The organism is Ruminococcus sp., assembly GCF_045129435.1.
Taxonomy (GTDB): Bacteria; Bacillota; Clostridia; order Oscillospirales; family Acutalibacteraceae; genus Ruminococcoides.
The window spans coordinates 1-13,119 of record NZ_JBGVJL010000032.1 but is presented as its reverse complement, the minus strand read 5'-3'; the positions used below and the strand labels follow the sequence as shown (position 1 = coordinate 13,119).

Below are 13,119 nucleotides of genomic sequence, written 5' to 3'. Positions count from 1 at the left end.
AAACCTATGGATTTTATCAGAATAATATTTCACCATAATAAAGTCTGTAACGTTTTTGCACATCATTCTCATAAAGTAAATAAAGGTCAGGAATTTTCAATAAACTAAAAATTCCTGACCTATAAACAACTTTGTTTACAATGCAATTAAAAAATGCACATCAAAGCAATTTATTCTGATGTAAAATAATTGGCACTCACAGCGTCAAGCTGAGCCTTAAAACCATCTACCACCTTTTGCGGTGACAAGATTTTAACACCGCCTTTAAGCCCGAACAGCCAAGCGTAGAACTGACTGCTTATAGAAATTTTTGCTGTAAATCTGAACTGATTTTCATTTTCCTTTACTATAAAAATGTCATCGCCAAACTGGTCGGCAATCACACCCACAAGCGAATTGTCCACAAGCATTGTTACTTCAAGTTCTTCGCCGCCGTACATAGAAAAAATCTTTTTAGTATATTTTGCACCGTCAAATTCGAGGATTTCCTTGTTCTGCTCACGCTTTTCATCAAGAATTTCCACGCTTTCAATCTTATCAACTCTGTAGTGCTTAATAATTTGGCTCTCACTGTCATAGCCGACAAGATAGTAATTTTCATCGTCCCAGCAAAGCCAAATTGGTGAAATCACATATCTTTTGCCGTTTTTTCTCGCAGTTTTTACAATTTTGCTGCCTTCGCCTATCTCCCACTTCATATACAAAAAGCTGATTTTTTTGTTCTGAGAAATAGCGTTTTGCAGGCTGTCAACAACATAGTAAATCTTTTCATTCAAGCCTTTTACTCTGTTTGTAATATAGACATCACGCCTAAGCTCCTTGCCCTGATAATCACTCACAAGTCCTTCAAGCTTTTCAATCAACTCTATACTCTTTTTGCGTGTAATAAATCTTGAGCTTTGCACAGCGTCAACAAGCAGTTTAAGCTCTGTAACCTCAAAATCTCTTGAGCAAACCGCATATTTAGTGGTGTTCGTCTTGGTTTTGCAAATATCAAGTCCGTAGTTTTGGAGCGTTTCAATATCATCATAAAGACTTTTTCGCTCCGACTTTATATTCTTTTCAGCAAGGGAATCAATGATTTCAGCCGCAGTAATGCCGTGATTTTCGTCTGTCTTTTTAAGCAGAATATCACGCAAATATAAAAGCTTGAGCTTTTGTCCCGATGATTTTGGCATAATGTCCTCCGTTAAGCTGTCAATGTTTGAGCAAATGCAATTACAAGCGGCATTGTAATGATTGAAAATACCGTAGTAACCGCAACAATGCTAACCGAAAGCTCGGTATCTCTGTTGTATTTTACCGCAAACATAGTAGTTGTAGCGGCAGTCGGTGCGGCAGATGCAATTACGCAGGCAACCGCAAGGGTTGACTCCACCTTGCACAAATAAAGCACGATTGCAGTAATTACCGGCACAGCCACAAGTCTTAGTCCCATTGCTATGTAAACCGACACATTTGAAAATGCTTTTTTTAGGTCTGCCTCAGAAAGGTAGTAGCCAATAATCATCATTGGCAACGGCGTGTTTAATGCCGCCATATATTCAATAGGCTGACCTATCATATAAGGAAGCTTTATGTTGAGCGCAAATACAATAATTGCAATTACAACACCGATAATACCCGGGTTTGTAATGAGCTTTTTAGCCGAAATTTCTTTAATATCGCCGCTCATACACACAAGTCCGTAGGTCCACACAAGAATGTTGAATACTGCAACGAACACAGCACCGTAAAACAAGCCGTCATCACCAAGCACAGCCTCCTGCAAAGGGAATGACATAAATGCACAGTTTGAAAATACCGTTGCAAATCGCAGCACTCTTTGCTTTGCCTCTTTGCCCTTGAAAACAAGGCTTACAACAAGAATTGTTGCCGCCATAACCGCTGTTGCACAGATTGCCATAATTCCAAGTCCGCCCAGAAGCTCAGGTGTAAAATCACGCTGAAAGGCAGACACCATTACGCACGGTGTAACAAAGTACAAAACAAGGTTGTTGATGTGCTTTGCAGACACATCTGTAATTACCTTTTTCTTACCGCATATAAAGCCTAATGAGATAAGAATAAACAGCACAAGTACCTGTTGTGCTACCACTATAAAGTTTTCTAACATTTCCTTTTCCCCCTAAAATTTAACCACTTTTAAGTATAGCACAATAACTCATTTTTTCAATGCTTAGGCAGTAATACAGCCAAATTTGGGAGGTATATAAAAAATATATATCATAGAAAAATATCATTTTGTACAAAATTATGTCGGCTGTATAGTGCAAAACAACCAATGAAAAAGAAATATTTTTTCAAATATGTATTATCCGCTGAAATTGTTTGCTTTTATTGACTTTTTATGCTTTGAATTATATAATATATATAAATAAGAACGGTTGTTTTTATTATTATTTCACAGTGATTTTATGTATATATAGTTCAGAAAGAGGGATTTTACAATGGCAACAAGAAAAACTGCTACTACAAAACCGGCAGCTGCCAATGATGCTAAGGTAGAAACAAAAGCTGCTGCAACTGCTGTAAAAGAAACCGCTCCTGTAAAGGAAGCTCCTGCAAAGAAGGCTGCACCTAAAAAGGTTGCTCCAAAGAAGCCTGCTGCTGTAGCTGCTGCAACAAAGGCTGCAAAGGCAAAGGCTGAAGCTCCTGTTGAAGTAAAGGCAGAGCCAAAGGCTGAAACAAAGGTAAACTTCGTTGTTGAGTTCAACGGCAAGCAGAACGCTGTTGAAGATATTATCAACAATGTTAAAGCTACATATGGCAAAGACGCAAAGGAAATTTCAATTTACCTCAAGCCTGACGAGAACAAAGCATATTTTGTTGCTGACGGCGAAGAAGGTTCAATGGATGTATTCTTCTGCTAATTAAAATTACTAAAATTTTAGGAGTCATACGATGAGTATGGCTCTTTTTTGTTTTTTCTTTAATATTTTAGTGATTATTTAATATACAGATTGATTTTTTACAAAGCAGACTATATAATGAAATTGTAAAAACGGCTCTATTAGTTGTGTTGAATTAGGGTTTAGCAACGGTCGGGAAATTTTGTTTGAATTAGCACAGACTTTGTACTCGGAAATAAAAATTTGGTCAACCTTTTTCAAAGGTTGTGGGTGTGGGCAAAGCCCACAAATACTTTAAATTTATGAAAAATTCTGATAGCCAAACAGCTTGCTGTTTGGCGGCTTAATCACAATAGCGAAAGCCTTATAATTGCGATAGCATCACAAAAAGGCATCATTTTTTTATTAATGAATGGTTTCTTTTAAAAGGCTGTTGCCTGTTTTGTCAAACTTTGCTTTAGCACACAAACAGCGTTGCTGTTTGTGCCTTATAAATTGTAATAGTCACAACCTTTCTTGGGCGTTGCCCAAACCCACGAGCCTTTAAAAAGGCTCGACCTAAATTCTATGTTAATTATCCAAAGCTCTCTGCTAAACCATAATTTATCAATGTTACCTCAACATTTAAAACAGAACCTAAAACCTTGGCACAGACAGTCATACCAAGGTAATAATTTCATTATAAAGGAGCAATATACAATGATTAAAAAGTACACAAGCGGCAGCCCTATCCGTACAGACGCTGTAGTAAAAGAATTTGCAAGCAACAGCATTGAAAATTTCCCAATCAAATACAAAGTAGCTGACGGCAAATTTACTTTTGGATTTGATATGCAGGACAGCGACATTGTTTTTGGTCTTGGCGAAGCACCAAGAGGAATTAACAAGCGTGGTTGGGTTTATGAAAGCTTTTGCAGTGATGACCCGTTCCACACAGAAACCAAAAGCTCACTCTATGCCGCACACAACTTCCTTATGTTAAACGGCAGCAAAACATTTGGTATTTTCATTGACTTCCCTGCAAAAATTCGCTGGGACATCGGCTACACATCACCAAACCGCACCGACATCACCATTGACGGCACAGATTTTGACATCTATATCATTGAGGCTGAGAGCAACAAGCCGCTTGACATCGTAAAAGAGTTTCGTGCCGCAATCGGTCAGAGCTATATTCCGCCATTCTGGGCATTTGGCTATCAGCAGAGCCGTTGGAGCTACCCTGACAAAGCCGCTGTTGACGGTGTAATCAAGGGCTATGAGGACGCAAAAATTCCACTCGACTGCGTATATCTCGACATTGACTATATGAAAGACTACAAGGACTTCACAGTTGATGAGGACAAATTCCCGAACTTTGCCGATTATGTAAAGGAAAAGAAGGCACAGGGTATCCACCTTATTCCTATCATTGACGCCGGCGTTAAAAAGGAAGAAGGTTACGATGTTTACGAAGAAGGTGTTGAAAACGGCTACTTCTGCAAAACCGAGGACGGCGAAATCTTTGAGGGCGGCGTTTGGCCGGGAATCGTTGGTTTCCCTGACTTTATGCAGAAAGAGGTTCGTGAGTGGTTCGGTGCAAAATACGACAGACTCACAGACGCAGGCATTGACGGCTTCTGGAATGATATGAACGAGCCTGCTATTTTCTACTCAACCAAGGGACTCAATAAGGCTCTTGAAAAAGCAAAGTCACTTGAGGGAGAAAACCTTGACCTTTCAAAATTCTTTAATCTTAAAGACACATTCCTCGGACTTTCAAACAGCCCTGAGGACTATTCAAGCATTTATCATATGATAGACGGCAAGCCTGTTTGCCACGACAGAGTTCACAACATCTACGGTGCAAATATGACAAGAGCCGCAGGCGAGCATTTTGCAAAGAAATTCGGCGACAGCAAAATTCTTATGTTCTCAAGAGCATCATACATCGGTGCTCACCGCTCAAGCGGTATTTGGTTTGGCGACAACCACTCTTGGTGGTCACATATTCTCTTAAACCTCAAGATGCTACCGTCTGCAAATATGTGCGGTTTCCTCTACTGCGGTGCCGACCTCGGCGGATTTAACGAAAACGCAACTCGTGACCTCGTTCTCCGTTTCCTCGCACTCGGTGTGTTCACACCGCTTATGCGTAACCACTCAGCCCTTGGCACAAAGGATCAGGAGTGCTACAACTTTGAAAATCCTGAGGACTTCAGAGATATTGTAACAGTTCGCTACAGACTTATCCCTTACCTTTACAATACATTTAAAAAGGCAAGCGAGAACAACGATATGATTTTCCGCCCACTCGCATTTGATTATCCGCAGGATAAAATGGCAAGAGAGTGCGAAACTCAGGTTATGCTCGGCGATGAATGTATGATCTGCCCTGTTTACGAGCAGAATGTAAGCGGCAGATATGTATATCTCCCTGAGGATATGACTTTCGTTAAGCTCAGCGGTGAAAATGCAGAAACTAAGCCTATGGAAAAGGGCGTACATTTCATTGAGGTTGCGTTAAACGAAGTTCCGCTCTTCATCAAAAAGGGCAAGCAGATTCCGCTCTGCAAGCCTGCAATGCGCACAAGCGAGCTTGACCTCGAAAATCTTTCATATATAGGTTAACCTATGAAAAATAAAATTATTTCAATTATTCTGCTCCTCCCCCTGCTTGCTCTTACGCTTGCAGGGTGCAGGGACAGCGAATACTCCGAATCGGAAATTACAGGCTTTGTAAAGGACGAATTCGGCTATGCCGAGCTTGCAAGCGCAGGCAATCAGAAATCCTTTGACAACAGAACCTCCACCCTATACACCTACCGCACAGAGCAGGGCTTTTTATTTGAGGTGGACTCATATTTTATAGCTTCAAGCGGAGTATTCGGACTGCCGTCAGCTCACCTCGACAATAATTACTTTGAGGCTATGAACGATTATCTTGAACAGGATATTAACCGGTTGGAAAGAAAATACAACGCTAAAATAAGTCAGGACGAAGAAAGCATTGATTTAGAGCTTTCGTCATTTCTTGACATTGACAAAAAAATCAATTTTGTATTTGACTATTACGCACTTGTAAAGGACTGTCTGCCCGACACAAGCAAAGACACTCCGCTTTTTTCCGGTTCCTCCGGCAAAATGACCGTAAACCTTTATTCGGGTGACAATAAAGTTTTGAAAATCTGCTTTGATGAAAAATTCAGCGAAATGACCTGTGACTATGTCAAGGAATGTGCAAGAATAAGCTATGCGCATATTTACCGTGATTTTCAAAACGGCAAGGAAGATTTCAGCTCAATTCCCCAAATGTATATCAACAGGCTTTACATAAACGGCGAGGAATTTACAAGTGAAGAATACGAGTCTGAATTTGTATATGATGTGGCAAGCGGCGAATACTGCATACCCGTTGGCTACGGACTGCACCTTGAATATAACGGCGGCGTTGACGATTATATGCAAAGGGAAATCGTGACAAATTATCTCGGCGGCAGCTACCGTGTTGACAGCAAAACAAGAACCAGCGAATACACTGTCGGCGGCAACAAGTACAAGGTAATTATGAAAGAAGACAATCCCGAAAGCGCCAAATTCTATATAAATGGCAAAAAGCAGGATATACAACTGCTGGGCAATGAGCTTGACTTCTGGGGAAGTACGGGAGCAACCTATTTCTACTATATGAAGCTTTCCGACTACGCCGAAATGCTCGGTATGGATTACATAGTTGACCAATCGGAGGGCGCTGTATATCTCACAAGCAGAAATTAATATAACACCCCCGCTTTAATATTCTGTAATACCTGATAATCAGCAGGACGGACGGAAAATCATTTAAATAGCCTGCCTTTCCTCAAGTCATCTTTATGTGCAATATTGTATTTATTTCAGACATTTTATTATTAATTTTCATCCCTGCAACCGGCGGTTGCGTGAATGAAAACTAAAATATATTGTCAAGAACAGCGGTTGCGGTGTATAATTCGGGTAAAGTGAGAGGTAAAAAAATCATTATACGGCTCACAAAGGAGGAAATTTTATGAACATAGAAACTGCAAACAGACTTTTGCAATACAGAAAGAAACACAATTTAAGTCAGGAAGAGCTTGCCAATAAAATAGGCGTAAGCCGACAGGCTGTATCCAAATGGGAGCGTGCGGAGGCTTCTCCCGACACCGACAACCTTATACTGCTTGCCGAAATATACGGAGTATCGCTTGATGAACTTTTAAAAGGAACTTGCGACTCAGAACAGGTCAGCGAAGAGTCTGAGTCACAAGCCGAAGAAAATCAAATTCCCACAGGTGACGAGGGTGTGGAATACAAAAAAGCCGACAAGGTGTCATTTAAAAACGGAATTCATGTTGACGCTAAAAACGGCGACAAGGTACACATAAGCTTTGCTGACGGAATACATGTGCAAGACAAAGATGGCACAAAGGTTGATATTGGCAAGGACGGAGTTTTTGTAAACGAAAACGGAAAACAGAGGGTTTACACCACCAAAGACGGTGAAGTAATGCACGATGCCGAAATGTCAGACGAAATGTTTAGCAGAAGAAAGCATAAAAAATTCTGGAAATCCTTTCCCTTTTTTCTTATAGCTATCTTAGTATTTTTGTGCTGGGGATTTAGCGGAGTATGCTTTGGTTGGGCATTAAGCTGGATAGTTTTGCTCACAATTCCGCTTTACTATTCACTTGTAGATGCAATCTACAAACGCAAGCCCGACCATTTCGCCTTTCCTGTGCTTACCGCAATCGCATATATTCTTATGGGGTATTTTAATGTGCTCGGCGGTTGGACGGTCGGTTGGGTAGTATTTCTCACCATTCCGATTTACTACTGGATATGCTCATTTTTCAAGGACTCAAAAGACAACGATGATTAAAACAAAAGGAGAATATTATGTCAGAATTAAATTTACCGACAGACCCAATGATTTTGTTAAGCTTTATTAATACAAAGCTCAGAGATTTCTACCCCTCGCTTGACGCGCTGTGCGAAGATGCAAACATCAGCAAGGAAGAAATAACAAAAAAGCTTGCCACTATAGATTATACCTATAACGCAGAGCTTAATAAATTTGTATAAAAATTTGCCCGACTATAGAAAGCTGTAGTCGGGCATTAAGTTTGTAAAAGGATTTATCATTCGGGAATAAATTATGGTTGAGCAACGGTCGGGAAATTTCTGCTTGATTTATTGCAGACTTTCTACCCGAAAATAAAAGTTTGGTCAACCTTTTCAAAGGTTGTGGGTGTGGGCAAAGCCCGCAAATACTTTAAGTTTATGCAAAATTCTTATAGCAAAACAGTTTGTTGTTTTGCGGTCTGAACACAATGGCTAAAGCCTTATAATTGCGACAGCAACACAAAAAAAGCCATTCTTCTTTATTATATATTAATGAAGTATTTCTTTTTAATGGCTGTCGCCTGTTTTATCAAACCTTGCTTTAGCACACAAACAGCGTTGCTGTTTGTGCCTGAAAATTTGCAATAGAAACAGCTTTCTTGGGCATTGCCCAAACCCACGAGCCTTTAAAAAGGCTCGACCTAAATTTCTTGTTAATTATCCAAAACTCTCTGCTAAACCATAATTTATCAATATTACCCCAACATTTAAAACAGAACCAATAAAAAGCAGTTCCAAAAGCCTTGCTCTTAGAACTGCCAAAATTTATTATGTTAAATTATAACTCAAGACCGCTTGTTGTCTTTAAAAACTCGTTAAGCTTATTATAAATAATCTCAACACCGCCCACAGAGTCGCTTTCAATATTGAGCGGCATAATCGGATCGTGAACAGAAAGTCTTAACAAGAACCAGCCGTCACCGTTATCCTTATCAAATGAAACTCTGATGCCCTCACGGTTATCATTAGCAACATTCCAGTCCTCCTGAGCCATAGCATATGCAGTAAGGTCATTAATAATTTTTTCACCGCATGCTCTGAAATCAGACTCTAAAATTTTAAATCTGACCTCCTCGCTCTCAACAGGCTCTTTAAGTGCCGCTGTAAGTTCGTCAAGCTCTTTGCCCTCTTTGCGTAGCTGAGCCGCCTTAATAATAATCTTTGTGCAAAGATAAGCACCGTCATCAAGGAAATAATTTTCTTTCATTGCGGCGTGACCTGAGGTTTCAATAGCAAGCGGACAGTTAATTCCCTGAGCATTAAGCTCAAGTGCCTTGTCAATAACATTCTTGTAGCCTCTGCGGTAACGATAATGCTTTCCGCCGAGCGTATCTTCAATAAATTCTTTCAGACCTGAAGATGTGATAGAGTCGGTAACAATAGTACCACCCTCGTTGCCCTCGAGTGCAATGGCAGCAGCCACAGCCACAAGGCGATTACGATTAATCTCGTTGCCCTTGTTGTCAACAGCACCTCCACGATCAACATCAGTATCAAAAATTACGCCGAGGTCGGCATTAGCTTCTTTTACTGCCTCGCAAATTGAAGCCATAGCTGTTGCGTCCTCCGGATTTGGAATATGGTTAGGGAACATTCCATCCGGGTCAAGGTAACGGCTGCCGGTTGTATCTGCACCAAGCACAGCAAGAACCTTATCGGCATAAAAACCACCTGCACCGTTGCCGGCATCAACTACAATCTTAAAGCCCTTGAGCGGGTGATCGTAATCCTCGGCATTTACCTCAGATTTAATCTTCTCGCAAAGTCCCTTAGCGTAGTCGGTCATATAGTCAACTTTTCTAATTTCGCCACAGCCGCTTTCAGCAGGTGACTCGCCATTCTGAGCGTACTCAAGAATAGACTCAATGTCACTGCCCTCAAGACCGCCCTCACGGGTAAAAAATTTAAGACCGTTTCTGTTAAACGGGTGATGACTTGCGGTAATCTGCAAAGCACCGTCGCAGCCGAGGTCAACGGTTGTCATAAACATTGACGGAGTAGAAGCAAGCGAACAGTCAAGCACAGTTGCACCACAGCGTTTGAAACGCTCACTGCAGATTGCAACAATGTGCGGGCCTGAAATTCTGCTGTCACGACCAATAGAAATTGTAAGAGCGGCAGGTGCTTTAGAAACCTTTTTTGAAAGCCAGAGCACAAAGCCGTCCGCCATTTTAGCCACAACATCATCTGTAAGGTTTACAGGCTGACCCTCAACGCCCTCGCTTGCCACACCTCTTATATCTGTGCCGCTTTTAAACTGCTTATAAAATTTGTCTAACATTTAAAGTACCATTCCTTTATTATTTTTTCGGACAATTCATCTTCAAAAATCATAGATTTTCAAAATTCACTGCATTAATTATACCCTAAACACACAAAAATCTCAATATATTAATAATTTTATTTTTGTAAAAAAAGCAACTTTTTTGAAGAATATGTCGTGTTTGGGTAGTTATTTTCACTAAAAGCAAATTAATTTTTTGCTTTATTAAAAATAAATTTTAAGTGTATTTTGTGCAATATAAATATATTTTTGTACTTAACTTTGTAAGTTGTTCATATTCAATTTGCTTTAAACACAAATTTTTATTAAGAAAATTGTTGACTTTTACAGAAATGTGATTATAATAATAATTGTCAAGTAAATAGTCCGCTTGACTATCGACTGATTATACAGTCAGACTACTCGAGTAAGGTTTAATTAGGTCGAACATAAATAATTATTTTGCCAAATGGTAAATGGCGTAACAAATTTATTAATATTATCATTTTGGAGGAAATTTTTATGACACCTATTATTAGTTTACATGATGTTGATGTAGCACAGTTTCTTGCTGTACTTGATACCTGCGAGGGTAATGTATTTCTCGTTACCAACGAGGGCGATAGATTAAATCTTAAAAGTAAGCTTTGCCAGATTGTAGGCCTTACAAAGCTCATTGAGGGTGGTAAGATTGCCGAGGCAAGCATTATCTGCGAAAACAAAAACGATGAGAGCAAGCTCTTCCGTTTTAACTTCTTTGGCGACACAGCCGATGCAGATATTAAATAATTAGCTTTTCACGTTTTCACGTTAATTTCAAAACTTCTAAATCCAAAAACAGCCGCAGTAATGCGGCTGTTTTTGGCATATGGAGAAATTTTTGTTTTCGGCAATTACTTAGTAACGGTCGGGAGTTTAAAGTTTTAAAATTTGACTGATTTTCTGCTCGGACATAAAATTTAGGTCGAGCCTTTTTAAAGGCTCGTGGGTGTGGGCAACGCCCAAGAGAAGTTGTTTTCATAACAGTTCATATGGCACAAACAGCAAGCTGTTGGCTATCAAAACTTTGCGTTAGCCTAAAGTATTGTGGGCTTTGCCCACACCCACAACCTTTGAAAAAACAAACTTTTTTGTTCGAGTATAAAGACAGTGATAATTCAAAGAAAATTTCCCGACCGTTGCTAAACCATAATTTATCAATATTACCCCAACATTTAAAGCAGAACCTTTAATATTTAACTGTAATTTACCATATAATTTCCGCTTTCGTTTATTGAAATATATATATAAACAGTTTTTGTGGTATTGTTTTTATAATGCAATTCAAAGGTTAATGTATCTCCAAAATACTCATCAAAATTTTTGATACTGTCATACACTGCTTTTACGGTATTGGAGTATTCTGTTCTGTCTTGAATATTGCTGTCATAATCCGGTTCTTTCTTACCTGTTATAGACAAAATTTCTGTTGTAAATTTTTCGCAGGTTGGCTGCCAAGTTATGAAACAGTTGTCAGAAATTTTAATATTTTCAAACGATTTGCTTTGTCCTGAAAAAACGGTTGAATCACTTTGATATGATATGCAATTATTTTTTACTGTTACATTATAATATTCCACAGCGTCGCTTACAATAGAAAATTCGATACCGTCGGGCGATATATCGAATAAATCTTGCTTAATGATATTTCCGCTATAAGAAGTATCTCTTTCATCGTAAGGTGAACCGTCTGATTTAAAATTAACGGTATAAGTAATTGTATGAATACCCGTGTTGCCGTCGAGTAAAGTTTTTATTGGACTTAATAAAACCTTTTGTTTTGAAATTTCGCTGTTCTCTGATAAAACTTTAGGTAAGGAATAAATGTGAAAGTCAGAACTGCTGTTAGTCGTACTTAAAACTTCACAAGTATTGGCAGGCTTATTAAAATTACTTTTATATATGACAATATTGGTAACTGAAACCGCACATAAGCAAGCTGCAAGGCTTGCACATATAATGATTTTTTTGCTTTTAGGTTTATAAACCAAAGAAGATGCAATTATGCTTTCGTCAATATTGCTGATTGAATTATATAAGATTTCATTATTGCTTTTTTTCATAGAAATATGTCCTCCATTTCGAGTACCTGTTTTAAACTTTTTCTTAATCTGAAAAGTTTGCCGGAAAGTTTATTTGCAGATGTGTTCCATTGCTTTGCGATGCTTTTGACAGATTCTCCTTGCCAATACCTCAATATAAACAAAGCCCGTTCTTTTTTACTTAGAGTTAATAACCATTTATTAATTATTGGTGTAATTTCCTCAAGTTCATATTCGGTGTCTGTCTGAGGTACTGATAATATATCTTCCATTTCGCTGAAAAGAATTTCAATACCTGCGTTTCTTTTTTGAGTATGATTTTTCTTCCACATATCAAGTGCAATATTTCTTGTGATTTTGCCTATGTATGCCTTAAAATTTTTAGGACTATTAGGCGGAATAGAATTCCATATTTTAAGGTAAGTATCATTTTCACATTCATCGGTATCTTCATTATTCGAGAGAATGTTATATGCAATTTTTCGGCAAAAAGAGCTGTACTTGATTTTTGTTTCTTCTATAGATTGTTCCAATCTTAAAAAGTACAAATCAATTATTTGTTTGTCATTCAATTAAATCCCTCCTTTTTAGCTTTCATATATATAGACGATATAATTATATAAATATTTGAGAGCAATTTATATTTTAACATTATTATATCAAAATATTAAAAAAGTTACACAAAAAGTAACAGCCCGGCTAAAAGTCGGGCTGTTACTTTTGAATAAGAAGAAAGAGGAAAAATCTATGAAAAAATAAAGTTGTTAGCGTTTTGCTATAAGGTTTATTTATTTTTACCTTACACATATATAATACCATATGAAGTGTGATAAAAGTGGGATAAGAATCTGAAAATTTTCGGGATTTTTCGATTTTAAATCTTTTATAAATGCTAAACTGAAAATGCACAAAATCGCCAACTCAAAATGTACAATTTTGGCAGATCACTCCTGAGGAGAGTATACTTTCCTCAGGAGGTAGAAATATGAACCAAAGGAAAGACATTTTAGAGAGGGTGAAGCAC

General features: G+C 38.5%; 11 protein-coding genes. 6 read left to right on the top strand and 5 right to left on the bottom strand.

Annotation, left to right across the window (positions count from 1 at the left end):
* Positions 1-170: 170 nt before the first annotated feature.
* Together ACJMMI_RS01590 and ACJMMI_RS01585 are read right to left on the bottom strand one after the other, a co-directional pair.
* Complete coding sequence (locus ACJMMI_RS01590; RefSeq protein WP_405352875.1) at positions 171-1,178, bottom strand: helix-turn-helix transcriptional regulator; 1,008 nt, start codon at positions 1,176-1,178, stop codon at positions 171-173.
* Positions 1,179-1,189: 11 nt separating this feature from the next.
* Positions 1,190-2,116 (bottom strand): AEC family transporter, encoded by a 927-nt coding sequence (locus ACJMMI_RS01585; protein ID WP_405352873.1) that lies wholly within the window; start codon positions 2,114-2,116, stop codon positions 1,190-1,192.
* A 334-nt stretch (positions 2,117-2,450) separates the two neighbouring features.
* Between ACJMMI_RS01585 and ACJMMI_RS01580 the strand changes: the two genes are divergently transcribed.
* From ACJMMI_RS01580 to ACJMMI_RS01560, 5 genes are all read left to right on the top strand, one after another.
* Positions 2,451-2,873 (top strand): DUF6465 family protein, encoded by a 423-nt coding sequence (locus tag ACJMMI_RS01580; RefSeq protein ID WP_405352871.1) that lies wholly within the window; start codon positions 2,451-2,453, stop codon positions 2,871-2,873.
* 678 nt (positions 2,874-3,551) lie between these two features.
* The gene (locus ACJMMI_RS01575) at positions 3,552-5,462 is read left to right on the top strand and encodes a TIM-barrel domain-containing protein (RefSeq protein WP_405352869.1); all 1,911 of its coding nucleotides are present in this window, start codon (positions 3,552-3,554) and stop codon (positions 5,460-5,462) included.
* Positions 5,463-5,465: 3 nt separating this feature from the next.
* On the top strand, positions 5,466-6,608 hold the full coding sequence (locus ACJMMI_RS01570) for a hypothetical protein (protein WP_405352867.1): 1,143 nt from the start codon (positions 5,466-5,468) through the stop codon (positions 6,606-6,608).
* Between the two features lie 268 nt (positions 6,609-6,876).
* Positions 6,877-7,728, top strand: a complete 852-nt coding sequence (locus tag ACJMMI_RS01565; protein ID WP_405352865.1) for a helix-turn-helix domain-containing protein — start codon at positions 6,877-6,879, stop codon at positions 7,726-7,728.
* 17 nt (positions 7,729-7,745) lie between these two features.
* Complete coding sequence (locus ACJMMI_RS01560; RefSeq protein WP_405352863.1) at positions 7,746-7,931, top strand: DUF4250 domain-containing protein; 186 nt, start codon at positions 7,746-7,748, stop codon at positions 7,929-7,931.
* Between the two features lie 598 nt (positions 7,932-8,529).
* Here the strand turns inward: ACJMMI_RS01560 and ACJMMI_RS01555 are convergent.
* Positions 8,530-10,032 carry a phosphomannomutase/phosphoglucomutase gene (locus ACJMMI_RS01555; RefSeq protein ID WP_405352861.1) on the bottom strand — a complete coding sequence of 501 codons (1,503 nt, stop codon included), beginning with the start codon at positions 10,030-10,032 and terminating at the stop codon, positions 8,530-8,532.
* 504 nt (positions 10,033-10,536) lie between these two features.
* On the opposite strand from ACJMMI_RS01555, the gene ACJMMI_RS01550 reads away from it, so the two are divergent.
* Positions 10,537-10,803 carry a hypothetical protein gene (locus tag ACJMMI_RS01550; protein ID WP_405352859.1) on the top strand — a complete coding sequence of 89 codons (267 nt, stop codon included), beginning with the start codon at positions 10,537-10,539 and terminating at the stop codon, positions 10,801-10,803.
* Positions 10,804-11,249: 446 nt separating this feature from the next.
* Here the strand turns inward: ACJMMI_RS01550 and ACJMMI_RS01545 are convergent, their stop codons facing one another.
* Both ACJMMI_RS01545 and ACJMMI_RS01540 read right to left on the bottom strand, forming a co-directional pair.
* Complete coding sequence (locus ACJMMI_RS01545) at positions 11,250-12,116, bottom strand: hypothetical protein (protein ID WP_405352857.1); 867 nt, start codon at positions 12,114-12,116, stop codon at positions 11,250-11,252.
* Positions 12,113-12,667 (bottom strand): RNA polymerase sigma factor, encoded by a 555-nt coding sequence (locus ACJMMI_RS01540; protein ID WP_405352855.1) that lies wholly within the window; start codon positions 12,665-12,667, stop codon positions 12,113-12,115. Before ACJMMI_RS01540 ends, ACJMMI_RS01545 begins: the two co-directional genes overlap by 4 nt.
* Positions 12,668-13,119 lie beyond the last annotated feature (452 nt).

Coding starts and splice junctions, on each gene's coding strand:
- ACJMMI_RS01590 (WP_405352875.1), bottom strand. CDS start 1,178: ATGCCAAAATCATCGGGACAAAAGCTCAAGCTTTTATATTTGCGTGAT.
- ACJMMI_RS01585 (WP_405352873.1), bottom strand. CDS start 2,116: ATGTTAGAAAACTTTATAGTGGTAGCACAACAGGTACTTGTGCTGTTT.
- ACJMMI_RS01580 (WP_405352871.1), top strand. CDS start 2,451: ATGGCAACAAGAAAAACTGCTACTACAAAACCGGCAGCTGCCAATGAT.
- ACJMMI_RS01575 (WP_405352869.1), top strand. CDS start 3,552: ATGATTAAAAAGTACACAAGCGGCAGCCCTATCCGTACAGACGCTGTA.
- ACJMMI_RS01570 (WP_405352867.1), top strand. CDS start 5,466: ATGAAAAATAAAATTATTTCAATTATTCTGCTCCTCCCCCTGCTTGCT.
- ACJMMI_RS01565 (WP_405352865.1), top strand. CDS start 6,877: ATGAACATAGAAACTGCAAACAGACTTTTGCAATACAGAAAGAAACAC.
- ACJMMI_RS01560 (WP_405352863.1), top strand. CDS start 7,746: ATGTCAGAATTAAATTTACCGACAGACCCAATGATTTTGTTAAGCTTT.
- ACJMMI_RS01555 (WP_405352861.1), bottom strand. CDS start 10,032: ATGTTAGACAAATTTTATAAGCAGTTTAAAAGCGGCACAGATATAAGA.
- ACJMMI_RS01550 (WP_405352859.1), top strand. CDS start 10,537: ATGACACCTATTATTAGTTTACATGATGTTGATGTAGCACAGTTTCTT.
- ACJMMI_RS01545 (WP_405352857.1), bottom strand. CDS start 12,116: ATGAAAAAAAGCAATAATGAAATCTTATATAATTCAATCAGCAATATT.